This window comes from Azospira sp. I13, from assembly GCF_003112695.1.
Lineage (GTDB): Bacteria > Pseudomonadota > Gammaproteobacteria > Burkholderiales > Rhodocyclaceae > Azospira.
Map to the genome: position 1 here is coordinate 39,951 of NZ_BFBP01000010.1, position 26,021 is coordinate 65,971.

At 64.2% G+C, this 26,021-nt stretch carries 20 protein-coding genes; 14 read left to right on the plus strand and 6 right to left on the minus strand.

Annotated elements, in window-relative coordinates; translation table 11 throughout:
* Positions 1-79 precede the first annotated feature (79 nt).
* The 4 genes from AZSI13_RS08980 to AZSI13_RS08995 all read left to right on the plus strand — a co-directional run bounded on the left by AZSI13_RS08980 (position 80) and on the right by AZSI13_RS08995 (position 3,851).
* Positions 80-1,765 carry a hypothetical protein gene (locus AZSI13_RS08980; RefSeq protein WP_109040840.1) on the plus strand — a complete coding sequence of 562 codons (1,686 nt, stop codon included), beginning with the start codon at positions 80-82 and terminating at the stop codon, positions 1,763-1,765.
* Between the two features lie 59 nt (positions 1,766-1,824).
* Positions 1,825-2,496, plus strand: coding sequence for a ribose-5-phosphate isomerase RpiA (gene rpiA / locus AZSI13_RS08985; RefSeq protein ID WP_109040841.1), 672 nt, complete (start codon positions 1,825-1,827; stop codon positions 2,494-2,496).
* Positions 2,497-2,586: 90 nt separating this feature from the next.
* On the plus strand, positions 2,587-3,297 hold the full coding sequence (phoU, locus tag AZSI13_RS08990; RefSeq protein ID WP_109040842.1) for a phosphate signaling complex protein PhoU: 711 nt from the start codon (positions 2,587-2,589) through the stop codon (positions 3,295-3,297).
* Between the two features lie 143 nt (positions 3,298-3,440).
* Positions 3,441-3,851, plus strand: coding sequence for a DUF4124 domain-containing protein (locus AZSI13_RS08995; RefSeq protein ID WP_165833427.1), 411 nt, complete (start codon positions 3,441-3,443; stop codon positions 3,849-3,851).
* An 80-nt stretch (positions 3,852-3,931) separates the two neighbouring features.
* Here the strand turns inward: AZSI13_RS08995 and AZSI13_RS09000 are convergent, their stop codons facing one another.
* The 4 genes from AZSI13_RS09000 to AZSI13_RS09015 all read right to left on the minus strand — a co-directional run bounded on the left by AZSI13_RS09000 (position 3,932) and on the right by AZSI13_RS09015 (position 8,057).
* Positions 3,932-4,204, minus strand: a complete 273-nt coding sequence (locus AZSI13_RS09000; RefSeq protein WP_109040844.1) for an oxidative damage protection protein — start codon at positions 4,202-4,204, stop codon at positions 3,932-3,934.
* Positions 4,205-4,305: 101 nt separating this feature from the next.
* Positions 4,306-5,652 (minus strand): amino-acid N-acetyltransferase, encoded by a 1,347-nt coding sequence (argA, locus tag AZSI13_RS09005; RefSeq protein ID WP_109040845.1) that lies wholly within the window; start codon positions 5,650-5,652, stop codon positions 4,306-4,308.
* Between the two features lie 92 nt (positions 5,653-5,744).
* Positions 5,745-7,268, minus strand: coding sequence for a polyphosphate:AMP phosphotransferase (gene pap / locus AZSI13_RS09010; protein WP_109040846.1), 1,524 nt, complete (start codon positions 7,266-7,268; stop codon positions 5,745-5,747).
* Between the two features lie 3 nt (positions 7,269-7,271).
* Positions 7,272-8,057 (minus strand): 16S rRNA (uracil(1498)-N(3))-methyltransferase, encoded by a 786-nt coding sequence (locus AZSI13_RS09015; RefSeq protein WP_109041031.1) that lies wholly within the window; start codon positions 8,055-8,057, stop codon positions 7,272-7,274.
* 95 nt (positions 8,058-8,152) lie between these two features.
* Here AZSI13_RS09015 and AZSI13_RS09020 point away from each other — a divergent pair, with 95 nt between their 5' ends.
* Positions 8,153-8,713, plus strand: coding sequence for a thioredoxin family protein (locus AZSI13_RS09020; protein WP_109040847.1), 561 nt, complete (start codon positions 8,153-8,155; stop codon positions 8,711-8,713).
* Between the two features lie 17 nt (positions 8,714-8,730).
* On the plus strand, positions 8,731-9,555 hold the full coding sequence (locus AZSI13_RS09025) for an inositol monophosphatase (RefSeq protein WP_109040848.1): 825 nt from the start codon (positions 8,731-8,733) through the stop codon (positions 9,553-9,555).
* 62 nt (positions 9,556-9,617) lie between these two features.
* Here the strand turns inward: AZSI13_RS09025 and AZSI13_RS09030 are convergent, their stop codons facing one another.
* Positions 9,618-12,155, minus strand: coding sequence for an EAL domain-containing protein (locus tag AZSI13_RS09030; protein WP_109040849.1), 2,538 nt, complete (start codon positions 12,153-12,155; stop codon positions 9,618-9,620).
* 179 nt (positions 12,156-12,334) lie between these two features.
* Between AZSI13_RS09030 and AZSI13_RS09035 the strand changes: the two genes are divergently transcribed.
* The 5 genes from AZSI13_RS09035 (at position 12,335) to gap (ending at position 21,449) form a co-directional block, all read left to right on the plus strand.
* A complete protein-coding gene (locus AZSI13_RS09035) occupies positions 12,335-16,189 on the plus strand; it encodes an EAL domain-containing protein (RefSeq protein WP_109040850.1) in 3,855 nt (1,284 codons plus the stop codon).
* Positions 16,190-16,252: 63 nt separating this feature from the next.
* A complete protein-coding gene (locus AZSI13_RS09040; RefSeq protein WP_109040851.1) occupies positions 16,253-17,269 on the plus strand; it encodes a class 1 fructose-bisphosphatase in 1,017 nt (338 codons plus the stop codon).
* 21 nt (positions 17,270-17,290) lie between these two features.
* On the plus strand, positions 17,291-18,166 hold the full coding sequence (locus AZSI13_RS09045; RefSeq protein WP_109040852.1) for a phosphoribulokinase: 876 nt from the start codon (positions 17,291-17,293) through the stop codon (positions 18,164-18,166).
* A gap of 207 nt (positions 18,167-18,373) precedes the next feature.
* Positions 18,374-20,359, plus strand: a complete 1,986-nt coding sequence (gene tkt / locus AZSI13_RS09050; RefSeq protein WP_109041032.1) for a transketolase — start codon at positions 18,374-18,376, stop codon at positions 20,357-20,359.
* Between the two features lie 61 nt (positions 20,360-20,420).
* On the plus strand, positions 20,421-21,449 hold the full coding sequence (gene gap, locus AZSI13_RS09055; RefSeq protein ID WP_014236648.1) for a type I glyceraldehyde-3-phosphate dehydrogenase: 1,029 nt from the start codon (positions 20,421-20,423) through the stop codon (positions 21,447-21,449).
* Positions 21,450-21,645: 196 nt separating this feature from the next.
* Here gap and AZSI13_RS09060 read toward each other — a convergent pair whose 3' ends face one another.
* Positions 21,646-22,221 (minus strand): hypothetical protein, encoded by a 576-nt coding sequence (locus tag AZSI13_RS09060; RefSeq protein ID WP_109040853.1) that lies wholly within the window; start codon positions 22,219-22,221, stop codon positions 21,646-21,648.
* A gap of 278 nt (positions 22,222-22,499) precedes the next feature.
* Here AZSI13_RS09060 and AZSI13_RS09065 point away from each other — a divergent pair, with 278 nt between their 5' ends.
* The 3 genes from AZSI13_RS09065 to AZSI13_RS09075 all read left to right on the plus strand — a co-directional run bounded on the left by AZSI13_RS09065 (position 22,500) and on the right by AZSI13_RS09075 (position 26,020).
* Positions 22,500-23,552: a type I glyceraldehyde-3-phosphate dehydrogenase gene (locus AZSI13_RS09065; protein ID WP_109040854.1), complete on the plus strand. Its 1,053-nt coding sequence runs from the start codon at positions 22,500-22,502 to the stop codon at positions 23,550-23,552.
* A gap of 105 nt (positions 23,553-23,657) precedes the next feature.
* On the plus strand, positions 23,658-24,842 hold the full coding sequence (locus tag AZSI13_RS09070) for a phosphoglycerate kinase (RefSeq protein ID WP_109040855.1): 1,185 nt from the start codon (positions 23,658-23,660) through the stop codon (positions 24,840-24,842).
* Between the two features lie 278 nt (positions 24,843-25,120).
* Positions 25,121-26,020, plus strand: a complete 900-nt coding sequence (locus AZSI13_RS09075; protein WP_109040856.1) for an NAD(P)-dependent oxidoreductase — start codon at positions 25,121-25,123, stop codon at positions 26,018-26,020.
* Position 26,021: the final 1 nt, after the last annotated feature.

Here is a 26,021-nt window from a genome sequence, read left to right on the forward strand (position 1 = left end):
AACTGGAACTTACATACCGCTTATTTTTCCAATAAAAAAGTAATAGACTTGCCCGCATTCCTGCTTCACCGAAAACACTATGCTCAACTGGATCGCTTCACGCATAAAAGGCTCCGGCAGCGACCATCCCCTGGGTAGCGACAAGGGGATCGACGCTTATCTGGCCCAGGTACCCCGGGTTAATCCCCAGAGTACGCTGCAGGACGTGGACCAGTGGCTGGACCAGGTGGCCCAGTTTTCCGCCGACATGCCGCCGGAAAGCGCCGCCCGCGCGGTGGAGCGACTCGATGAGGCCACCCAGGATGCCCTCGGCGAAGCCTGGATCAATTATTTCAGCGACAACCGCCAGGATTACCTGGCCGACCGCCTGCTGAAGACCCTGGAACACCATTACCGCAGCGTGCACCACGCCTGCCGTCATGTCATCGAAGCCCTGGCCAATCAGGCCATCCAGGCAAACAAGGAGCCGGACCGGCCCCGCCTGACCAAGCTGGCGGTGCGCGCCATGCAGGCCCTGGTGCTGGGCAAGAAGATCGGCCAGTTCGGCTATGCCGGCCCCGATGCCCAGTGGTGGAAGACCTGCCACGAACTACTCTTCCTTGCCCGCAACCTGGGCCTGCTGCACGGCAAGGTCACGGCCTATGCGGACAGCCAGGAGCCCTCCAGCGTCTGGCGCGAATACCTGGTGGGGGTGCTCTTCGAAGTCATTCCCCTCTCCAACCTGACGCCCTCCCAGATGGAAATCATGGAGCGGACCATCCGCAAGGTGGAGGGGCACTGCCTGTTCATCGACAGTTTCACCTCCCAGACACCTTTCCGCATCAACCTGGAGGCCACCGATGGCCCCAGCCGTTGCGTTCCCGGCCAGGAAGCCGGCCCGGCCTGGCGTTACTTCGGCCCCGGCCCGGCCCATGCCCAGTTGATGAAGCTGCGGGCCGCCATCCAGACCAGCCGCCGCCTGCCGGACTGGCTGGACAACTGCCAGTGCGACGTGCGCACGGCCCTGGATTTGCTGCACATGCTGATCCAGCACTGGTCCCTGACGCCGCCGTCGCGGCAGCAGGAGCGCGTGCCCCTCAACGGCAACCTGCTGGTGGTGGCCGGCCTCGCCATGGCCCGCCGGGCCGTGGCCGCCGCCGAATTCGCCCGCTCCGGCCGTAGCCTGGACTACAAGGGCCATGTGCGCATTCTCGACCTGCACCGGGTCGAAGGCGGCGCCCGTCCGGAAGCGGCCCCGGTGGCCCAGAAATCCCCCCTGGAAACGCTCCAGGCCCTGGAAGGTACCGGCATTCAGCAGAGCACCGACACCTGGGAGGGCATTGACCTCTCCGCGGCGGGCCTGGGTGCCCGGCTGCCCTTCCGCCGCCCCTGGCACGGCATTGGCGCGCTGGTGGGTTACCGGGAAGAGAGCAGCATCGACTGGAAGGTGGGCCTGATCCGCCGCCTCGGCCGCAGTCACGGCAAACCCAACGCCGGCTTGGCCATCTTCGACGGCATCCCGGCCTGCGCCCAGGTTCAGCTGGCGGACAAGAATGCGGAATGTCCCTGGAACGAGCACATTCCCGAGGCTATGGGCCTGGGTCTGCTGGACGCCATTCTCGTTTCCCGGGAATCACGCCTGCTGCTGGTGCCGCCGGACACCTACACCCCGGATCGCCGGGCCGACCTGATCGTCGGCGGCAAGCGCCGCCCCGTCCGTCTGGCCGGCATTCAGGAAAGCGGCCCGGATTACCAGCTCATCCTCTTCCGCGAAACCGAAGCCTGAACACGGGGCGGGCTGTCCGGTAAAATACGCATTTATCCAGCCCCTTCCGGAAAGCCCCCATGACCCAGGACGAACTCAAACAGGCCGTAGCCCGCGCTGCCGCCGACTACGTGGCCAGCCTTGTTGCTGAAGACGCCGTGATCGGCGTCGGCACCGGCTCCACCGCCAACTGTTTCATCGACGCCCTGGCCGCCCTGAAGGGTCGTTTCCGCGGCGCCGTCGCCAGTTCCGAAGCCACGGCCAGCCGCCTCAAGGGCCACGGCATTACGGTGCTGGACCTCAACGAAGTTACCACCATGCCGGTCTATGTGGATGGCGCCGACGAAGTCACCCCCAAGCTGCACATGATCAAGGGCGGCGGCGGCGCCTTGACCCGGGAAAAGATCGTGGCCGCCGTGGCCGAACGCTTCGTCTGCATCGCAGACGGCTCCAAACTGGTCCAGGTGCTGGGCAAGTTTCCCCTGCCCCTGGAAGTCATCCCCATGGCCCGGGCCCAGGTTGCCCGGGAACTGACCAAGCTGGGCGGCACGCCCAAGCTGCGGGAGGGCTTCCTGACTGACAACGGCAACATCATTCTCGATGTGCACGGCCTGACCATCGCCGATCCGGTGGAACTGGAAACCAGCCTCAACCAGATCGTCGGCGTGGTCACCAACGGCCTCTTCGCCCGTCGCGGCGCCGACGTGCTGCTCCTCGGCACCCCGGAAGGCGTCAAGCGTCTGAGCATCTGACCCACCCCCGGGGAGGCTGCAACCTCCCTGTCACATTAGCGTGTTAACGTCGCCGGTTCTGACCCTCTGAACCCCCACAGGACGGCGACCATGGAAGCCATGAGCGAACATACCTACAAGCAATTCGACATCGAACTGGAAAGCCTGCGCACCCGGGTGCTGCAAATGGGCGGCCTGGTGGAACAACAGGTGAAAAAGGCCATGCAGGGCCTTTACGCCGCCGACACCGCACTGCTGGAGGCCGTGGTGAAGGAGGATTCCCGGGTCAACCAGCTGGAGCTGGAGCTGGACGAAGCCTGCAACCAGGTCATCGCCAAGCGCCAGCCCACCGCCATCGACCTGCGTATGATCACCACCGTGATCAAGGCCATCTCCGACCTGGAGCGCATCGGCGACAAGGCCCACAAGATCGGCCGCCTGGGCCTGACCCTCAACGCCCAGCACACCGCCTTCACCCCCGATGTGGAACTGCGCCACATGGCGGACCTCTCCCTCAACATGCTGCACACCGCCCTGGATGCCTTTGCCCGCCTCAACGTCAATGCGGCGGCCCAGGTGGTGCACCAGGATGAAGCGGTGAATACCGAGTACAGCTCCGTGGTGCGCCAGCTCATCACCTACATGATGGAAGACCCCCGCACCATCTCCCGCTCCCTGGACATCATGTCCATCGCCAAGGCCATCGAGCGGGTGGGCGACCATGCCAAGAACATCGCCGAGTACGTGATCTACATGGTGAAGGGCCTCAATGTGCGCCACGCCACCCTGGAAGAGATCGACCGGGAAATCGCCAACAGCTGAGCCCGGCCCCGCTGGACTCAGCCTCCGGCTGAACGACCCAAGCCGCCTGCGGGCGGCTTTTTCTTTGTCGGAACCAACCTGGGGTATGCTCCCGTGATCAACAAAACGTACGGAGAGCGACGATGGGCTGGAAAGGGCGATGGATGGCGGGATTGATGCTGGGAGCCGTGCTGCTGCCGGCCCAGGCGGGCGGCATGTACCGCTGTGGCAACACCTTCAGCGACAAGCCCTGCCCAGATGGACGTGAACTGAAGCACTACGCCAGCGGCACTACCCAGCAGGATGGTGGCGGCCCCAAGGAATTGGGTGCCCAGCTTTGCCGCGACCGCTTTGTCGAACACTTCCGCATCGAAAACCCTGAAAGCGTACGCATCCGCCAGGTGACCGGCGGCCAGGCCGACATCATCGACTACGGGGCGGGGCGGCAGACCACGGCCCGCACCTTCCAGGTGGAGGTGATGGTGCTCAATGCCTACGGCACCTTCATGGGCCCCGAACTCTACCGCTGCCATACCACCGACGACGGCCGGCGCCTGCTGCGCTACGCCCGCTGAAACACGACCTTGGCAGAACACCAATCAGGGACGAAAAAAAACCGCGGTAAATCCGCGGTTTTTTCTTGCAGCCCCTACGCTCAGGACTGGGGGGGTACGTAGCCCTGCACCTGCTCGGCCCCTTCGCCGAAGAAGTGCTTTTCCAGCTGCTCGGCCAGGTACTGGCGGTGGCGCTGGTCGGCCAGGTTGAGGCGGTTCTCGTTGATGATCATGGTCTGCAGGCGAATCCACTGCTGCCAGGCTTCCTTGGAGACATTCTCAAAAATCTTCTTGCCCAGTTCCCCGGGATAGGGGACGAAGTCCAGGCCTTCGGCCTCGCGGCCCAGCTTGATGCAGTTCACGGTTCTTGCCATGGGTGTTTCTCCGTATCCAGAAATGGTTCGGCGAAGATTATAGCCCGAGCCGGCCGGCAAGCCGGGAAAGCCCCCAGCCGGACCAGGGCTACTCCCCGCCCCTACTTGCCCAGACGCTTCATCAGCACCTTGGAGCGGCGCTGCAGGTTGTACATGTGGCGCTTCTCTTCCGGCAGCTCATCCACCGAGGCCAGGGCGAAACCACGCTCGATGAACCAGTGGGTGGTACGGGTCGTCAGCACGAAGAGGTGCTTCACCCCAACCGAACGGGCCTTGGTTTCAATGTGCTGCATCAGACGCTCGCCGTAGCCCCAGCGGCGGTGCTCCGGCGATACGGCCAGGCAGGCCAGTTCCGCCGTCTTGGCTCGCTGGCCGTCCTCCGCATAGGGATAAAGGGCGGCGCAGCCGACAATCACACCGTCGTGCTCCACCACCGAGAAACGGCCGATTTCCCGCTCCAGCAATTCCCGCGGGCGGTGCACCAGGGTGCCGTCTTCTTCCAGAGGAGCAATCAGCCCCACCAGGCCACCGATGTCGTCCGGCTTGGCATCCCGCAGGGTATCCAGGGGATCCCGGGTAACCACAGTACCGACGCCGTCGTGGGTGAACAATTCCTGCAGCACCGCGCCATCCAGGTCGTAGCCGACGATGTGCACCCGGCCCACGCCCCGGCGACTGGCCCGCACGGCGCAGGGCAGATAACGCTTCAAGTCCGGCGACAGCCATTCGCCGACCCGCACCAGCTGTTCCGCCGCATCGGCGGTCAGTTCATCCAGCAGGTTGCCTTCTGCATCGCTGGCGCCCTGGCTGTCGGTGAGGAAGATCAGTTTATCGGCCACCACCGCCTTGGCCACCTCTTCCGCCACTTCCTCCATAGAGAGGTTGAAAATTTCGCCGGTGGGGCTGGCCCCTAGGTTGGAGAGCAGGACAATGTTGCCCAGGCCCAGCTGGGCCTTGAGGCCTTCCGCATCCACCTTGCGCACGGTACCGGTGTATTGCAGATCCACCCCATCCAGCACCCCCAGGGGGCGGGCCGTGATGAAGTTACCCCCTACCACCCGGATGGTGTTGCCGGCCATGGGGGTATTGGGCAGCCCCTGGGAAAGCAGGGCCTCCACTTCCAGATAGACGCTGCCCACGGCATCGATGACGCAATCCAGAGTATCCGCATCGGTGACCCGCTGGCCGGCATGGAAGCGGCTTTCCAGGCCCTTTTCCCGCAGTTCCTCCTCGATCTGGGGGCGGGAACCGTGTACCAGCACCAGACGCACCCCCAGGTTGGCCAGCAGGCTGACGTCATAGGCGAAAGTGCGAGCCAGGGGGCCGGAGATGAATTTCCCACCGAAGGCGACGACAAAGGTCTTGCCGCGGAAGGCATTGACGTAGGGCGCAACGGAACGGAACCAGGCGACGAACTGGGCGGCGGTAGTCGGAACGTTATCGGTCATGGCACGGCAATTCTGGCAAGGAGCTGTAGATCACAATGGGCGGAGAGGACAAAGGCGTCTGCGGGCAGCGCAGACGGGACTTTACGCCTGTCTCATTTCTTTTTTGCGGCCTTGGCCGGCGTTTTTTTCACCGGCTTTTCCTTCAAGGCATTTTCGAGCCGCTCGCACAGGGTACGCAGCACCTGAATGCGGGCGAAGTTCTTGTCGTTGGCCGGAACCAGGGTCCAGGGGGCGATCTCGGTGCTGGTGCGGTCCACCATGTCGCAGACAGCCTGCTCGTAGGCGTCCCACTTTTCCCGGTTGCGCCAGTCTTCATCCGTGATCTTGAAACGCTTGAAGCGGGTGTCTTCCCGCTCCTTGAAGCGGCGGTACTGCTCGTCCTTGGAAATGGCCATCCAGAACTTCACCACCACGGCGCCATCCCGCACCAGCTGATCCTCGAAATCGTTGATTTCGGCGTAGGCCCGCATCCAGTCGGCCTCGCCGCAGAAGCCCTCGACCCGTTCCACCAGCACCCGGCCATACCAGGAGCGGTCGAAGATGCTGACCCGGCCATGGCGCGGCACCTGGCGCCAGAAGCGCCAGAGGTAGGGCTGGGCCCGCTCTTCTTCGGTGGGCGCGGCAATCGGCACGATCTGGTATTGCCGGGCATCCAGGGCACTGGTAATGCGACGGATGGTGCCGCCCTTGCCGGCAGCGTCGTTGCCTTCAAAGACGATGATGAGGGAACGGTTGGCGAAGCGCTCGTCACGGCAGAGGGTGTTCAGCTTGCCCTGCCATAGCTCCAGCTCGTTCTCGTATTTCTTCTTCGCCAGCTTCTGGGACATGTCCAGGGAGGTCAGCAGGTTCTCCCCGGGCACCGGGCGCTGGAAGGGGGCCGCGGCGATGCGCAGGTTGCCGTCAGGCCGGGCCAGGCGCTTCTGCACCGCCTGCAGGACGATGCGCCCCACAGCCAGGGAGCGGTAGCGTTCATCGAAACCATCCACCACCACCCAGGGGGCATTGCCGGTGCTGGTGTGGCGCAGGGTGTGTTCGGACACCTGGCGGTATTCGTCGTAATGCTCGTAGCGCCACCAATCCTGATCGGTCACCCGCCAGCGGGTCTTGGGGTCCTTGGAGAGGAGCTTGAGGCGCTTCTTCTGGTCGTTGCGGGAGAGGTGGAACCAGAACTTGATGAGCAGGGCGCCTTCGTCCGTCAGCATTTTCTCAAAGCGGACAATTTCTTCCAGCCGCTGATCCAGCTCCGAAGCCTTCATGGTGCCATTCACCCGGCCCTGGATGGGCTCGGTATACCAGTTGCCGAACATGATGCCGACCCGCCCCTTCGGCGGCAGGGCGCGCCAGAAGCGCCATACGGGGGGGCGCTCCCGTTCCTCGTCGGAAGGCGGGGGGAAGGCATGGGTGTCGATGTTGCGCGGGTCCATCCAGGCATTGAGCAGATTGACCGTTTCCCCCTTGCCGGCACCGTCCACCCCGTTCACCAGGATGATCACGGGGAAACGCTTGGCCTGCAGCACGTCGTACTGGGCATCGAGCAAATCCGCCCGCAGCAGGGGGGCCTGCTCGTCGAAGCTGGCTTTGTCGACCCGGTGTTCCAGTTCTGCCGATTCAAACATGACTCACTCCTCCCTGAAATCGCCCCAGAGGGCTTGCATGGCCGCCACGGCAGCGAGGCCGGCGGTTTCGGTACGCAGGATGCGGGGCCCCAGACGCACCGGGGTGAATCCCGCCGCCAAGGCGGCGGCACTCTCTTCCGGTGCCAGACCACCTTCGGCACCGACGAGAAAAACCACGGGGCCGGCCGGTGGTGGCAGGGCAGTAAGAGGCACAGCCGCCTCCGGCAGCAAGACCAGTCGCAGGGCCTGGGCACCACCTGCGGCGGCTTCCGGCGCGGCAGCCTCTGCCGCCTCCCGGGCCAGGGCCTGCTCCAGGGCCTGCACCGGCAGCACCTGCGGAATGCGGTTGCGCCCGCATTGTTCGCAGGCGGCCACGGCAACGCCTTGCCAGTGGTCGAGACGCTTGGCCGCGCGCTCGCCATCCAGGCGCACGACGCTGCGCCGGCTGGCCACCGGCTGAAAACGGCGAACCCCCAGTTCCACGGCCTTTTGCAGGGTAAAATCCATCTTGTCGCCGCCCTGCAGCGCCTGGATCAGGGTCAGGTCGAGGGACGACTCCCGCTCCACGGCACGATGGGCACCGATACGCACCTGCACCCGGTCCTTGGTCACCCGTTCGATGCGGGCGGGATATTCCCCGCCCTGCCCATCGAACAACACCAAGCCATCGCCTGCTTCCAGGCGCAGCACCCGGGCGGCATGGCGGCCCGGTCCTTCGGGCAGTTCAAGGGAAAGATCGGGACCCAGGACAATCTGGGCGGGGGAGCAGAAAAAGCGGGGATCAGTCATCATGCTATTATAGGCATGACCGCTCGAAAGCGGCCTATTTCCCTGTGTTCACGCGGGATTCCGCCCGATGCCCCGCTCCTGAAAGCGAGCCTCTCATGGTCAGCCTTACCACCCCGGTCTGCGATTTTGGATGGCCTGCGCCAGACTTTCTCCTGCCCGGCACGGACGGGCAGCAGCACAGCCTGGCCTCCGCCCGGGGGCCCAAGGGCCTGCTGGTAATGTTCATCTGCAATCACTGCCCCTACGTCAAAGCGATACTTGAACGGCTGGTAGCCGACTGCCGCGAACTCCGGGACCACCATGGCATCGGCAGCATCGCCATCATGAGCAATGACACGGCGGCCTATCCGGAAGACGATTTTCCCCACATGCAGACGCTGGCCCGGACCTGGGACCTGCCCTTCCCCTACGTGCTGGATGCCAGCCAGGCCGTGGCCCGAACCTACGGGGCAGTGTGCACGCCGGACTTCTTCGGTTTCAATGCCGACCTGCAACTGCAATACCGGGGCCGCCTGGACGCCACCGGGCGCAACCCGCCCCAGCCGGATACGCCCCGGGAACTGAAGCAGGCCATGATCCAGGTGGCCGCCAGCGGCCATGGGCCGGCGGAGCAGACTCCCAGCATCGGCTGCTCCATCAAGTGGCGGCAAGACTGAAGCCCGGATTCCCGGCCATGCCCGCCTCTGCCCTGCCCCCCGACCTGGCCCTGCGCCCCGTTGTCGAGACGGCGATCGCCACCGTCCACGAAGTGGCCAGTCGGGAAATCGTGCCCCGCTTCATGAAGGCCATCCACCACCGCAAGGATGACGGCACCCTGCTCTCGGAAGCCGACCTGGCCTGCCAGCAGGCCTTGCTGCAACGGCTACCGCAGATCGTCGCCGTACCGGTGATCGGCGAGGAGATGAGCCGGGCCGAACAGGAAGCCGCCCTGGCCGCCGGCGGTGGGGATGCCTGGTGTATCGACCCCATCGACGGCACCACCAACTTTGTCAACGGGCTGCCCGTCTTCGCCGTTTCCATCGCCCTGCTGCGCCAGGGCAGGCCTTGCCTGGGCGTCACCTACAACCCCATCAGCAACGAGTTGTTCTACGCCTGGGAAGGCGGCGGTGCCTATCTCAACGGCAAGCGCCTGCCCCTGCGGCAAGTAGCCGGCTGCCTCGACGAGGCGGTAGCCAATGTGGATTTGAAACGCTTGCCCAGGGCTCTGGCGCTACGTATCGCCACCGCGCCGCCCTTCTTCTCCCAGCGCAATTTCGGCAGCAGCGCCCTGGAGTGGTGCCAGGTGGCGGCGGGCCGTATCGATGTCGTGGTGCACGGCGGGCAGATGCTGTGGGATTACGCTGCCGGCTGCCTGATCCTCAAGGAAGCGGGCGGCGCCATGTGCACCCTGGAACGGGACGATTTCCACAGCGACGACCTGTGGCGCCGCCCCGTGGTGGCCGCCCTTGATCCCCAGGTTTTTGCCGCCTGGCGGGACTGGCTACGGACCACGGATTAAGGGTCGCCGCCCGGGCCGGTGAAAGCGGCCCGGCGGCTTAGCCGCTTAGGGGCAAAGCCACCTTAGCTGAGGATATTCCGGTCAGGCCGGCCGATGTGGTAGCCCTGGGCCATATCCATGCCCATCTGTTTCAGTTCATCCAGCACTTCCTGGGTTTCGACGAATTCGGCGATGACCTGGATGCCCAGCTCATGGGCGAGGGACTGCATGCTCTGGACGAAGGCCCGGTCCTTGGTGCTGTTGAGGATGTTGACCACGAAATCCCCTTCCACCTTGAGGAAATCCACCGGGAAGCGGCGCAGGTAGTGGAAGGAAGAGAAGCCGGAACCGAAGTCGTCGATGGCCAGCTTGAAACCGTCGAACTTCAGGTCGTTGAGGAAGCGCTCCATCAGGGAAAGGTTCTTCACCGTATCCCGCTCGGTGATCTCGAAAACGATGCGTTCCGGCGGAATGCCGCTCTCCGCCACGATCTGGCGCAGGGAGAGGGAGAACTCGTTGAGCACCATGGCCCGGGGCGAAAGGTTGAGGAAAACGTAGCCGTCGTGGCCTTCCGCCGCCAGTTTCTTCAACGCCAACTCGATCACCAGGCAATCCAGGCGGTGGATGACGCCGATCTTTTCGGCGATTTCCACAAATTCGTCGGCCCGCATGATTTCGCCATCCACCTCGATCCGCGACAGCACCTCGTAACCCACCACCTTGCCCGCCTGCACATCCAGAATGGGCTGGAAGAAGGGCACCAGACGCTTCTCGTCGATGGCCTTGAGGATGGTGACGCTCTTCTGGGAAATGTCGCGGAACACCTCCATGACATCTTCGGCGGTGGGAATGGCCACCCGCTCCTTACCTTCAGCCTTGGCCTTGTACATCATGTTGTCGGCAAAGAGGAAGAGGTCCTTGGGTTCCGTCGCATGGTCCGGATAGATGGCAAGGCCGATGGAGGCGGTACCGTTCACCATGTCGCCGTTGTCGGCGGTAATGCAGCTGGCCCGGGAGGCATCGAGAATGCGCTGGGCAATGATCGAGGTTTCCTCCAGATCAGCCTCGGGCAGGATGACCACGAATTCGTCGCCGCCATAACGGGCAAAGATGTCGCCGCTGCGCAGTACCCCCTTCACCTCACGGGCGAAGGACTGGAGGAACTTGTCCCCCACGGCATGGCCGTAGTTGTCGTTTACCAGCTTGAAGTTATCCAGGTCGATGAGCAGCAGGCCGAAATGTTCGTTATGGCGCACCGAGCGGTCCACCTCGTAGCCCACCATTTCCCAAAACACCCGCTGGTTGAAGAGGTCGGTCAGGGGGTCCCGGGTGGCGTAATACTCCAGGTCCTTGGTGTACTTGTAGATGGCCTTCACCGAACCGACCACATTGAGCAGGGTGGAAAGCACGGAATCGAGCACCAGATGACGGGTATCGTCCTCCAGCTCGTCGGCCTGCACGCCGATGCCGACGATGCCGCCGATCTTCGGTGTATCGACGAAGAAGGACTTCACCCGCAGCTGCACCTCTTCTTCCGCCAGCTCCACCTTCTCGCCGCCGGGTTTGGCCACGTGGTGGTTGATGGTGAAGGAGGTGATGACAGAGAAGCGGGGATTCTGCTTCAGCACGTCGCGAATGTGTTTTTCCACCCGAGCCTTGGTGGCCGCCGTGGGCTCCCGGTACCAGAAGATTTCCAGGTCGAACAGTTCATCGTCGATCTGAAAGATGGAGAACAGCACGTGGGCATTCATCACCTTGTTGATGTCCACCACCAGGTGATTCACGTATTCGGTCCAGTCGCGAATGATGTCCGAAGTGATGACGAACTTCTCCAGCAGGCCGATCTCGAACTTCAGCATGTCCTTGTCCACCGCCACGGCCCGCAGCTTTTCTACCAGCTCCTCAATGGCGCAGACGATGCGGGTCAGTTCGGCAAAGCCCGGACGACGGCTGTGCAGCTCCAGTTTTCGTAGGTCAGCAATGGCATTGACCCCGGCCACCCCCTCCTCGACATGACGCAAGGCACCTTCCAGGCGGTTATTGACCCACCATACTGCCCCCAGGGCCAGAAACAAACCCAAAGGCATGAGAATGACCAGGGACCAGAAAAACTCACCTCGCGCCTGTTCCACCAGGCCGCTGACATTCTGGCGGACCTCGATGGCGCCCAGCACGTCACCCTCCTCAACGTTATCGTGGCAGCGCAGACAGCGGGCTTCGGCCCGCAGGGGATAGACGAAACGGACGAAGGGACCCTGCACACTTTCCTGAGGCTGACCAGTAGCAAAGCCCTGCTGCAGCAAGGCATCCAGGGGGGGCTGCTCGATCGCGCCGAAGACGGCCTCAACCTTGGGACCGCGGTAGATTTCTACCGTCGCGTTGGAATCCCGGGTGGCATCCCGCATGCCCTGGAGGAAACGTTCGACCTGGGCCCGGCGCCAGCCGGTACTCATCAGCTCGTACATGGAAACAAAGGCCATGCGGGCCATGGTATTGGCCCCTTCCCGGGCATGGTCCCGCACGGTGCTGTCGAAAGCACGACTGACTGCCCAGTAGCTGCCGCCAAAGAACGACAATCCCACCAGCATGGAGGTCAGCAGCACGAAGGTTCTGATTTTCATGAAGTATCCCTGAGCCCCGTATTTTTATGAATATTAGCCATTTGACATAGGCGGACATGGGGCAATGCCTTTGGCAAATTACTATAGGCCCAAGCCACGGGCAAGCCGCAAAGGTCAAATACCCTTACGGAAATCTAGAATAAAATGCGGAACCCCAACCGTTGCCCGGCCCCTGTGCCATGCCTTCTCGTCGCGAAACCCAACTCCAGGCCACCGTAATCGCCGTTTTCTTTCTCCTGGCAGTGAGCCTGGGGATGGCCAACGTCTATTTCGCCCATACGGAAGAGGCCGCGGTTCGCGAGCAGGTGTACCAGGAATTGCAGGCGGTGGCCGATCTCAAGGTGCAGCAGGTCACCGCCTGGCGCAGTGACCGCCTGGCCCAGGCAAGAGCTTGGCAGGACAGCCTCGGGCTGGAGGAATTCCTCCACCGGAGCGCTCTATCACCGGTACAGCGGGACCGCGTACGGCACATCCTCCGGCCCATGGCGGACTATCAGGATACCCGGGAATTCCTCCTGCTTTCGGGTGACGGGGAACTGGTCTTTGAAACAGCCCCCTATCCCCTCAACGGTTATCTGGGAGACGCTACCCGGAATCTGTTCAAGGCGGTGGAATACAGCGGCCAGCCCCAATTTTCCGATCTGCAGTTGGATGACCGGCAGCGCCCCTTCATTGATCTGGTCATGGTCATCCGCAGCCCGCGTAACGACAAGCGACTGGGCTTCCTGATCCAGCGCATTGATCCCAACATCACCCTGTATCCGCTCATCCAAAGCTGGCCCGTACCCAGCGAATCGGCGGAAACCCTGCTGGTCCGCCGGGAAGGGGAACAGGTGCTGTTCCTCAACCAGCTGCGCCACCAGGACAATACGGCCCTGCGCCTGCACCACCCCCTTTCCGACCCCTACCTGCCCGCTGCCCACGCCGTGCTCGGCAAGAACGCTCCCCTGGAAGGGCAGGACTATCGTCAGAAGGCCGTGCTCGCCACCAGTACTGCCATTCCAGGCACCTCCTGGTACGTGGTCGCCAAGGTGGACAAGGAAGAAGTCTTCACTCCGGCCCGCCAGCGCAACCTCATGGCTTACGGGCTTTCCCTGTTACTCATGCTCTCCGGCGCATCCTTCACCCTGTATCTGCTGCGCCAGCAACGCCTGTTGTTCGCCGAGCAGCAGGAACGGGAGCGTATTGCTGCCGACAAGCTGCACCGCACCCAGGACCGGCTGCTGGAGGCCCAGCGCATTGGCCGTATCGGCAGTTGGGAACGGGACCTGCGCAACAACCGCCTGTGGTGGTCGGAGGAGGCCTACCATCTAGTGGGCCTGGAAGCGAACGAGGAGGCCTCCTACGAACGCTTCCTGTCCATCGTCCACCCCGACGACCGGCAGGCCGTCATGGAGGCCACCGACCACCGCCTCCACCCCAACGCTCCCTTCAGCGTCGAATACCGGGTCATATTGCCCGACGGCAGCATTCGCCACTTCATCAACCGCGGCGGCATCGTCACGGATGAGGCCGGCACTCCCCTGCGGGCCAGCGGCACCACCCAGGACATCACCGAGCGCAAGCTGGCGGAAGAGGAATTCCGCCGCCAGTCGGCCCAGTTGGCCGCCGTGCTGCACAACCTGCCCCAGGGCATCAGCGTCTTCGACGAACAACTGCGCCTGCAGTTGTGGAACGTGGGGATGCAGGAAGTTCTCGGCCTGCCATCGGAGGCGCTCTATCGAGGCGTGCCCTTCGAGGACCTGATCCGCCATCCGGCCCAACGGGGAGAATACGGTCCCGGCGACCCGGAAATCTACGTTCAGGAACGCAAGGCCCTGGCCATGCAGTTCCGCCCTCACCATTTCGAACGCACCCGGCCCAATGGCCGTACCACGCTGATCCAGGGTGAGCCCCTCTACGACGAGGGACGGCTCGCCGGCTTCGTCACCACTTACACCGACATCACCGACACCAAGGAAGCCCAGAAACGCCTGGAGCAGCAGAACACTATCCTGCAAAGCATCCTGGATAACTCCCCGGATGGCGTCGCCCTGTTCGACGCCGAGCTGCAGATGATCACCTGCAATGCCCGCCTGAAGGTCCTGCTGGACCTGCCGCCCAGCCTTTTTGCCGAAGGCCTGCCCGCGCTCCAGAGCATCCTCGATTTCAATGTAGCCCGCGGTGAATACGGAAACCGCTCCCCGGAACAGGCCGTCAACGAAGTACTACAACTCGCCCGAGCTCCCGAGCCCCGCTCTTTCGAGCGCATCCGACCCAATGGCACCGTCCTGCACGTGCGTGGCGTACCGCTGGCCGCGGGCGGCTTCGTCATGGTTTACACGGATGTCACCCAACACCGTCAGGCGCAGGAACGCCTGCTACTGGCAGAAAAGGTCTTCGCCAACAGCCCCGAGGCGATCATGATCTGCGACCTGGGCAATCGCATCATTTCGGTGAATCGGGCCTTCTGTGACATCACCGGCTATGGCCCGGACGAAGTGCTGGGCCAGGACCCGCGCATTCTCTCCTCTGGCCGCCACGACAAGGCGTTCTACGCCCAGATGTGGCAAACCCTGCGGGATACAGGGGCCTGGGCCGGGGAAATCTGGGACCGACGCAAGAATGGCGAGGTCTATCCCAAGTGGATGACCATCAATGCCGTGCACGATCTGCAAAGCGGCGCCCTCACCCACTACATCACCCTCTTCTCCGACATTACGGAACGCAAGGAAACCGAGGCCCGCATCCACCACCTGGCCCACCACGACCCCCTCACCGGCCTGCCCAACCGCTTTACCCTGGAAGCCCGCCTGGAGCAGTCTCTGGCCGATGCCCGGCGCCACGGCAACAAGGTGGCGGTCATGTTCATGGACCTGGACCGCTTCAAGACCATCAACGATTCCCTCGGCCATGCCGTGGGCGACTCTTTGCTCATGGAAATTGCCCACCGCCTGCGCTCCTCGGTACGGGAATCGGATACCGTGGCCCGCCTCGGAGGGGACGAGTTCGTGGTGGTTCTGCCGGACGTCGAAGGGGCTAACGATGCCGCCCACGTGGCCGGCAAGATCATCGAGGAAGTAGCCCGAGACCTGCGGGTAGGCCCCCACGAGCTGCACACCTCCGCCTCCATCGGCATCAGCCTCTTCCCCGACGACGGCGAATCGGTGCCGGCGGTGATGCAGAACGCCGACACCGCCATGTATCACGCCAAGGCCATCGGTCGGAACAACTTCCAGTTCTTCGCTGCCGCCATGAACCGGGCCGCTACCGAGCGCCTGGAGCTGGAACGCAAACTGCGCCAGGCGGTGGCCAACCAGGAATTCGAGCTGCACTACCAGCCCCAATTTGCCCTGGCGGCAGACCGCATCACCGGGGTGGAAGCCCTGCTGCGCTGGCGCCACCCGGACGACGGCCTGATTCCGCCGGACCGCTTCATTCCCATTGCCGAAGAAACCGGCCTCATCGTCGGCATCGGCGACTGGGTACTGGAGCGCGCCTGCCACCAACTCCAAGCCTGGCTGGCCCAGGGTCTGCCCCCACTGCGCATGGCGGTCAACCTCTCCACCCGGCAACTACGACAGCGAGAATTTCCGCAGCGCGTCGCAGCGATCCTGGCAGCAAGCAGAGTGCCCGCAGACCTCCTGGAGCTGGAGATCACCGAAAGTGGCGTCATGGAACACCCGGAGGAAGCCATCCAGACCTTGCACGCCCTCAACGACATGGGCGTCACCCTGGCCATCGACGACTTCGGCACCGGCTATTCCTCCCTTTCCTACCTCAAGCTTTTCCCCATCGACCGGCTGAAGATCGACCGTTCCTTCGTGCGTGACATCGAGCGGGACCCGGACGATGCGGCCATTGCCCGCGGCACCATTGCCCTGGCCCACAGCCTGGGCCTAGAAGTGGTGGCCGAAGGGGTGGAAACGGCAGCCCAGCTGGATATGCTGGCCACCGATGGCTGCGACGAAGTACAGGGCTACTTCTTCAGCCGCCCCCTGCCCGAAGCGGCGGCCACCGAGTTCCTCGCCCAGCAGGCGCGCCGGGCAGGGTAAAATGGCCGCCTTCGCCGCCCGGCCTTGCCGGCTGGCCACCTGTTTTCAGCACCAAGGAATTTCATGTCCCACACTTCCCGTACCAGCCGCACCACCCTTTCCCGATACCTGATCGAAGCCCAGCGCGAGGAGCGCATCAACGCCGACCTGCGCTTCCTCATCGAAGTCGTCGCCCGGGCCTGCAAGGCCATCTCCATCTCCATCGGCAAGGGCGCTCTCTCCGGTGTGCTGGGGGAAGCCGGCAGCGACAACGTGCAGGGCGAGGCCCAGAAAAAGCTGGACGTGATCTCCAACGAGATCCTGCTGGAGGCCAACGAATGGGGCGGCCATCTGGCGGCCATGGCCTCCGAGGAAATGGACGATCCCCACCCCATTCCCAACCGCTACCCCAAGGGCGAATACCTGCTGATGTTCGACCCCCTGGATGGCTCCTCCAACATCGACATCAACGTTTCCGTCGGCACCATCTTCTCCGTGCTGCGCTGCCCCGAAGGCATGGAGCCGAATGAACAGGCCTTCCTCCAACCCGGCACCCAACAGCTGGCTGCCGGCTACGCCCTCTACGGCCCCAACACGCTGCTGGTGCTGACCCTGGGTGATGGCGTGCATTGCTTCACCCTGGATCGGGAAGTGGGTTCCTTCGTGCTGACCCAGGAAAATCTGCGCATCCCCGAAGACACCAAGGAATTCGCCATCAACATGTCCAACCAGCGCTTCTGGGAAGCGCCGGTACAACGCTACGTGGACGAACTGCTGCAGGGCAAGGACGGCCCTCGGGGCAAGGACTTCAACATGCGCTGGGTCGCCTCCATGGTGGCCGATGTGCACCGCATCCTCACCCGGGGCGGCGTCTTCATGTACCCCCTGGACAGCAAGACGGCGGAAAAGGGTGGCAAGTTGCGCCTGATGTACGAAGCCAACCCCATGAGCCTGATCGTCGAGCAGGCCGGCGGCGCCGCCACCACCGGCCGGGAACGCATTCTCGACCTGCAGCCGAACAAGCTGCATCAGCGGGTGCCGGTGGTGCTCGGCTCCAAGAACGAAGTCGAGCGGGTCACCGCTTACCACCAGGACCGCTGAGCCGGTCCGGGAAGGAGGAGCATGTCGGCCAAACACCCCATCATTGCCGTCACCGGCTCCTCCGGCGCGGGCACCAGCACCGTCCGCAAAACCTTCGAGTCGATTTTCCGCCGAGAAAAGATTAACGGCGCCATCGTCGAGGGCGACGCCTTTCACCGCTACACCCGGGCCGAAATGGGTCAGGCCATCGAGGCCGCCGAGCGGGAGGGGCACAAGCCCCCCTCCCACTTCGGCCCCGAGGCCAATCTGCTGGCCGAGCTGGAAGCGCTCTTTCGCGAATACGGCGAGCGGGGCACCGGCAATATCCGCCAGTACATTCACGGCGCCGCCGAAGCCCGTCGCCACGACCAGCCCGAGGGCACCTTCACGCCCTGGGAATCCATCCCCCCGGGTACCGACCTGCTCTTCTACGAAGGCCTGCATGGTGCCTACCAGGACCAGCGGATCGACGTGGCCCGCCATGCCGACCTGCTGATCGGCGTGGTGCCCATCATCAACCTGGAATGGATCCAGAAAATCCACCGGGATACCCGTACCCGGGGCTATTCCCTGGAGGCAGTGACCCACACCATCCTGCGCCGGATGCCGGATTACGTGCACCACATCACCTCCCAGTTTTCCCGCACCCACATCAACTTCCAGCGGGTACCGGTGGTGGACACCTCCAACCCCTTCATCGCCCGGGACATCCCCAGCAACGACGAGTCCTTCGTCGTCATCCGCTTCCGCGATCCCCGGGGGGTGGATTTCCCCTACCTGCTCAACATGATCGACGACTCCTTCATGTCCCGCCCCAACACCATCGTGGTGCCCGGTGGCAAGCAGGACCTGGCCATGCAGCTGATCCTCACCCCCCTTATCTGGCAGCTGGTGGAAGACCGCAGCCGGGGTGCCTGAACCAGGCGGCCCAGGAACCCAATACCGGCCGGGCTACGGCAGCGGCCGCCAGCCATGGCCTAAACGGCGGGGGGCCGGCTACCGTTCCAGACCCATTCCAGTGGAATCACCCCTCGGCGGCAGCCCTTGTGCTGCGGTGAATCTGGAAAAACCCCAGCATTTGGCGGATAATTCCGCCTCTTTCCCGCCTCCCCCCTTCCGGTGACCATGCAATTCAATCCCCTCACCAGCGCCATCCGTGCCCTCGCCATGGATGCGGTCCAGAAAGCCAATTCCGGTCACCCCGGCATGCCCATGGGCATGGCCGAAATCGCCGAAGTCCTGTGGCGGCGCCACATGAAGCACAATCCGGCCAACCCCCGGTGGGCCGACCGGGATCGCTTCGTGCTCTCCAACGGCCACGGTTCCATGCTGCTCTACAGCCTGCTGCACCTGACCGGCTACGACGTCTCCATCGACGACCTGAAGAACTTCCGCCAGCTGCACAGCAAGACCCCGGGCCACCCAGAAGTGGGCTACACCCCCGGCATCGAGACCACCACCGGCCCCCTGGGCCAGGGCATCACCAACGCCGTGGGCCTGGCCCTGGCGGAAAAGATTCTGGCGGCTGAATTCAACCAGCCCGGCCACGACATCGTGGACCACCACACCTACGTCTTCCTCGGCGACGGCTGTCTCATGGAAGGCGTCTCCCACGAAGCCTGTTCCCTGGCCGGCACCCTGGGCCTGGGCAAGCTGATCGCCTTCTACGACGACAACGGCATCTCCATCGACGGCCACGTCGAAGGCTGGTTCACCGACGACACCCCAAAGCGCTTCGAAGCATACGGCTGGCAGGTCATCCCCAATGTGGACGGCCACAACGCCACCGCCATCGAGGCCGCCCTGCTGCAGGCCAAGGCCGAAGGCAACAAGCCCACCCTGATCTGCTGCAAGACCAAGATCGGCATGGGCTCCCCCAACAAGGCCGACAGTCACGACGTGCACGGCGCCCCCCTGGGCGATGCGGAAATCGCCGCCACCCGGGCTGCCATCGGCTGGAACCACGCCCCCTTCGAAATCCCCGCCGACGTGTACGCCGCCTGGGACGGCAAGGCCAAGGGCCAGGCCGCCGAAGGCCAGTGGAACGAACGCTTCGCCGCCTACGCTGCCGCTTTCCCGGCCCAGGCCGCCGAATTCCAGCGCCGCATGGCCGGCAAGCTGCCCGCCAACTGGCAGCAGGTGGTGGATGCCTACATCGCCGACACCGCAGCCAAGGCCGAGAACATCGCCACCCGCAAGGCCAGCCAGAACGCCATCGCCGCCCTGGTGCCGAACCTGCCGGAAGTAGTGGGCGGCTCCGCCGACCTGGCCGGTTCCAACCTGACCCTGTGGAAGGCCGCCAAGGGCGTCACCCGCAAGGACGGCGGCAACTACGTCTATTACGGCGTGCGCGAATTCGGCATGACCGCCATCGCCAACGGCCTGGCCCTGCACGGTGGCCTGATCCCCTACACCGCCACCTTCCTGGTGTTCTCCGACTACGCCCGCAACGCCATCCGCATGGCGGCGCTGATGAAGCAGCGCCAGATCATGGTCTACACCCATGACTCCATCGGCCTGGGCGAGGACGGCCCGACCCACCAGCCGGTGGAACACGTGCCTTCCCTGCGCCTGATCCCCAACCTGGACGTGTGGCGTCCCGCCGACTCCACCGAGACCGCCGTGGCCTGGGCCAATGCCGTGGAACGCCATGACGGTCCTTCCGTCCTGGCCCTGTCCCGCCAGAACCTGCCCAATGTCACCGCCGGCATCAGCGCCGAGACCATCCGCCGCGGCGGCTACGTGCTGTCCGAGGCCAAGGGCGAAGCCCAGGTGGTGCTGATCGCCACCGGCTCCGAGATCAAGCTGGCCCTGGATGCCCAGAAGGCCCTGGGCGACGAGGGCATCGCCGCCCGTGTCGTCTCCATGCCCTGCGTCGAAGCCTTTGAACGCCAGGACGCCGCCTACCGGGAACAGGTGCTGGGCACCTGCCGCAAGCGCGTCGCCATCGAAGCCGCCCACTCCGGCCTGTGGCACAAGTACGTGGGCCGTCACGGCGCCGTGGTCAGCATCGACCGCTTCGGCGAGTCCGCCCCCGCCGGCAAGCTGTTCGAGATGTTCGGTTTCACCGTGGCCAACGTGGTGAAGACCGTCAAGGAAGTGCTGGAATAAAAGGAAGGGCTGCCCCGGCCACGGGGCGCGTCAGGTTTTTTAGATAGAGGAGAGAAGTGCCATGGCTATCAAGGTTGCCATCAACGGTTTCGGTCGTATCGGTCGCTGCACCCTGCGGGCGATCTACGAGCAGGGTCTGCAGAATGAGTTCGACGTGGTTGCCATCAACGCCTCCGGCGACCTGGCCACCAACGCCCACCTGCTGAAGTACGACACCACCCACGGCCGCTTCGGCACCTCCGTGGAGACCGAGGGCGAGAACTGCATCATCATCGATGGCAAGAAGATCCCCTTCTACTCCACCAAGAACCCCAAGGACATCGACTGGTCCAAGCACGGCGTGGAAGTGCTGCTGGAATGCACCGGCGCCTACACCACCAAGGAAAAGGCCCAGGCCCTGCTGCAGCAGGGTGCCAAGCGGGTGCTGATCTCCGCCCCCGGCGGCGACGACGTGGACACCACCATCGTCATGGGCGTTAACGAAGGCGTGCTCAAGGCCGACATGACCGTGGTCTCCAACGCCTCCTGCACCACCAACTGCCTGGCCCCCGTGGCCAAGGTGCTGGCCGAGAGCGTCGGCATCAAGCAAGCCCTGATGACCACCGTGCACGCCTACACCAACGACCAGGTGACCGTGGACGTGCGCCACAAGGACCTGCGCCGCGCCCGTGCTGCCGCCGCCAACATCATCCCCACCAAGACCGGCGCCGCCAAGGCCGTCGGCCTGGTGCTGCCCCAGCTGGCCGGCAAGTTCGACGGCTTCTCCCTGCGCGTGCCCACCATCAACGTCTCCCTGGTGGACCTGACCTTCACCGCCGAGCGCGCCACCACCAAGGAAGAAATCAACGAACTGATGACCGCCGCTGCCAAGGGCCCCCTGAAGGGCATCATGGCGGTGAACAACGAGCCCCTGGTTTCCTCCGACTTCAACCACACCACCGTCTCCTCCACCTTCGATGCCACCCAGACCCGGGTCATCAAGGGTGCCGACGGCTCCGTGCTGGTGAAGGTGCTGGCCTGGTACGACAACGAGTGGGGCTACTCCTGCCGCATGCTGGACGCCGCCCGCGCCTGGATGGCCGCCAAGTAAGCGCCCTCCGCCCAAGGCAAAAGAAAACCGCCGGTTCCCGCAAGGGGCCGGCGGTTTTTTCATGACACCCGGAAAGAGTGAAAGGCCTGGCTGAGTTCAGGAAAAATCAGGGAAAGCCCAGGCAAGCTGCCGGCGGAATCGGTGGGCCATAAGGGCGAGATCGAGCCGAAAGCGGTCAGGATCAGGCGGAGGCAGGTCAGGCAGAGGTCGTCGTGTGTCCGCCGTTGACCGCCTGCTGCAACAAGCGATATTCCGCCATGCCGGCCACGCCCGCCCCTTCGCCAGCGGCGCCGGCAGGTGCGAAGGGGTTACGCCCCTGCATCAGCCCGGCAGTGGCAGACTGCTGCAAGGTCACCGCATCGGGATGGGATTCATCCTTGGCCAGCAGGCGCTCCCGAATCTTGCGGGCGATATCGGCTTCCACCGCCTCCCGCTTTTCCGGCGGCAAGGCATTAAGGTCGTCCTCGGTCATGCCCATTTCCTTGAGAATGGCATCCCGCATGTGTTCGGCCGGGCTCTTGTCCAGGTAATCCTGCAATTCCTTGCGCAGGGAATCCCGCTTGGCTTCGGCGGCAGCGATACGAGCCTTTTCCTTGGCGGCTTCACTGACAGGTTCCAACTTTTCGGAGGCCAGGCCACCGCTGCTGCCGGACTGGCTGGCAGCCACCGAGTTCTGGAAATCGCTGGCCGCAGCCGCGGTACCGGTGCGGGATGCCGGGCCGCTGACCAGGGCAAGATTGCTCAGGCGGGAATGAATGGCAGAAATGCTCATAATGGAACTCCTCGGGCCAATGCCCAATCGACAGCCCCTTTCAGCAAAAGCCATGCCTGCGGTATTTGCCAGAGAATTGACCCCGGCAGCGGTGGAAAACGGCAGGGCGGCAAGGACAATGCGACATTTATTGCCGGCAAAAATGCCGCCATCCTGCAGATCTTGCCGCCCCGGCAGCATAAATCTCCCGCCGCCTTCGGCAAAGCCCCTCGGATTTACCGGCGCAACCCTGTAAAATCACGGCCTTCCCTCCACCCACCCGACTCCACTCCGCCACCGTGTCCGGCTCTTCCCGCCCCGTCCGCCTCGCCATCAATGGCTATGGCCGCATTGGCCGCTGCTTCTTGCGGGCCCTCCACGAAGCCGGCCTGGCCGAGACCTTCCAGGTGGTGGCCATCAATGAGCCGGCCAATGGCGAAAGCATCGCCTACCTGACCCGTTTCGACTCCACCCACGGCCGCTTTCCCGCCGACGTGGCCCTGGAAGGCCAGGCCCTGGTGATTGACGGGCGCCCCATCCAGCTGACCCATGCCGACACCCCGGAAGGCGTGGACTGGCGCAGCCTGAAGATCGACCTGCTGGTGGAATGCTCCGGCCAGTACAGCAACCGGGCCGGTCTGCGCCGTTTCATCGACGCCGGCTGCCCCCGGGTGTTGCTCTCCCACCCCGCCAACAGCGCCCACGACGTGGATGCCACGGTAGTCTTCGGCCTCAACCACGAGCGGCTGAGCGGCGACGAGCGCATCGTCTCCAACGCCTCCTGCACCACCAATGCCGTGGTGCCGGTGCTGGAACTGCTGCAGCGGGAGATCGGCATCGAACAGGTGCTGCTCACCACCCTGCATTCGGTGATGAACGACCAGCCCTTGGCGGATGGTTACCACCACAGCGACCTGCGCCGCACCCGCTCCGCCATGCAGTCCATGATTCCCGTCTCCACCGGCCTCGCCCGGGGCGTCGAGCGGCTGCTGCCGGACCTGGCCGGCAAGGTCCAGGCCAAGGCCATCCGGGTGCCTACCCTGAACGTCTCGGCCATCGACCTGGTGGTCGCCCTGGCCGCGGATTGCGATACCCAGCGCATCAACGAACTGCTGCAGCAGGCCGCTGCCGGCCCCTGGCAAGGGGTATTGACCGCCTCCGCCGCACCCCACGCCTCCATCGATTTCAACCACGACCCCCATTCGGCCATCGTCGATACCACCCAGACCCGGGCCAACGGCCCGCGCCTGTTCAACCTCTTCATCTGGTTCGACAACGAATGGGGCTTCGCCAACCGCATGGTGGACGTGGCCCGCTGCTGGCACCGGGCCTGGGAGCCGCACAAAACCTGACAACCCTCGCCCCGGCGACACCCGGCGGGGCAGCCATTGCATTCACGACTCGGTGTTCTCTGTGCCCTCCGGGGCCCACGCATTCCCTCTTTTACGGAGACAAACATGAACGTTCTCAAACTCGCCGACCTCGACATCCAGGGCAAGCGCGTCTTCATCCGCGCCGACCTCAACGTGCCTCAGGATGAAACCGGCCGCATCACCGACGACACCCGCATCCGCGCTTCCGTGCCGGCTATCAAGCTGGCCCTGGAAAAGGGCGCCGCGGTCATGGTCACTTCCCACCTGGGCCGTCCCACCGAAGGCGAAATGAAGCCCGAGGACAGCCTGGCCCCCATCGCCCATCGCCTGGCCGAACTGCTGGGCCGCAAGGTGCCGGTGATCGACAACTGGGTGGACGGCGGTTTCGACGTGAAGCCCGGCGACGTGGTGCTGCTGGAAAACTGCCGCGTGAACAAGGGCGAGAAGAAGAACAACGACGAACTGGCGCAGAAGCTGGCCAAGCTGTGCGACGTCTATGTGAACGACGCCTTCGGTACCGCCCACCGGGCCGAAGCCACCACCCACGGCATGGCCAAATACGCTCCTGTGGCCTGTGCCGGCCCCCTGCTGGCGGCTGAACTGGATGCCCTCTCCCGCGCCCTGGAAAACCCCAAGCGCCCCCTGGTGGCCATCGTTGCCGGCTCCAAGGTTTCCACCAAGCTGACCATTCTCAAGTCCCTGGCCGAGAAGGTGGACCAACTCATCGTTGGCGGCGGCATCGCCAACACCTTCATGGTGGCCGACGATCTGCCCATCGGCGAATCCCTCGCCGAACTGGACCTGGTGGAAGAAGCCCGCAACATCATGGACCTGATGGACGAGCGCGGCGCCTCCGTGCCCGTGCCCGAGGATGTCGTAGTGGCCAACGAGCTGTCCGTCCATGCCCGCGCCAACCGCGTTGACGCCAACGACGTACAGCCCGACGACATGATCCTGGACATCGGTCCCAAGACCTCCGCCAAGCTGGCCAGCATCATCGCCCACGCCGGCACCATCGTCTGGAATGGCCCGGTCGGCGTCTTCGAATTCGACCAGTTCGGCGGCGGCACCAAGATGCTGGCAGCCGCCATCGCCCACTCTCCGGCCTTCTCCATCGCCGGCGGCGGCGACACCCTGGCCGCCATCGCCAAGTACGGCATCGAGAAGCAGATCGACTACATCTCCACCGGTGGCGGCGCCTTCCTGGAATTCCTCGAAGGCAAGAAGCTGCCCGCCGTGGAAGTGCTGGAACAACGCGCCCAGGGCTAAGCCAGGCGGCCCCGGAAAAGGCGGCCAGGCGCCGCCTTTTTCTTTGGTCCCAGCGGCCAACAAGGGGCCTCGGCAGCCCCGCTTCCCTGCCTCGGGAAAACCCTAGGCAGCCCTTCTTTTCGGCTTTTTGGGGCGGTAAACTGGGAACTTATATGACTTTAGTATGACTACCGTCAGCGGCCCCGATAATCCAGGCGCCGCTCGTTCCAGCCCCAAGTAACGCAACCCCGAGTCCCATCAAGAGGACCGCCCCACCCCACGCATCAGGAGGAGTTCATATGGAAATCGGTTTCATCGGTCTCGGCATCATGGGTCAGCCCATGGCCCTCAACCTGCTCAAGGGCGGCCACACCGTCCATGTCTGGGCCCGCCGCACCGAGTCCATGGCGCCTCTGGTGCAGGCCGGCGCCAAGGCCTGTACCAGCCCGGCGGCAGTCGCCGGCCAGGCGGACGTGGTGATTTCCATGGTGGCCGACGCCCCCGACGTGGAGCAGGTGATGCTCGGCAAGGCCAGCGTGGCCGAAGGGGCGGAGCGCCTGGGCAAGCTGGGCCTGGTGGCGGTGGACATGAGCACCATCGCCCCCGCCGCAGCCCGCGCCATCGCGGAAAAGTTGAAGGCCCGGGGCGTGGATTTCATCGACGCCCCGGTTTCCGGCGGCGAAGTGGGGGCCATTGCCGGCACCCTCTCCATCATGGCCGGCGGCAGCGCCGACACCTTCGCCAAGGCCCTGCCCGCCTTCCAGTGCCTGGGCAAGAACGTGGTGCATGTAGGTACCTCCGGCGCCGGCCAGGTGGCCAAGGCCTGCAACCAGATCGTCACCGGCATGGGGGTGTTGGCCGTTGCCGAGGCTTTCAACTTCGCCCGGCAGGCCGATGTGGATCCGGCCAAGGTGCGCGAAGCCCTGCTGGGGGGCTTTGCCTACAGCCGCATCCTGGAAAACCACGGCCAGCGCATGCTGGACCGCAATTTCAAACCCGGCTTCAAGGCCTGGATGCACCAGAAAGACCTCAACATCGTCATGCAGACGGCCCACCAGCGGGGCCTCTGCCTGCCCGGCAGCGCCGCCACCGCCCAGATGTTCAATGCCCTGGTGGGCAGCGGCCTAGGGGAGGAGGATTCGGTCGCCGTGCTGAAGCTGCTGGAGCGCCTCTCCGGCGCCGACACCCCGGCCGCCTGAG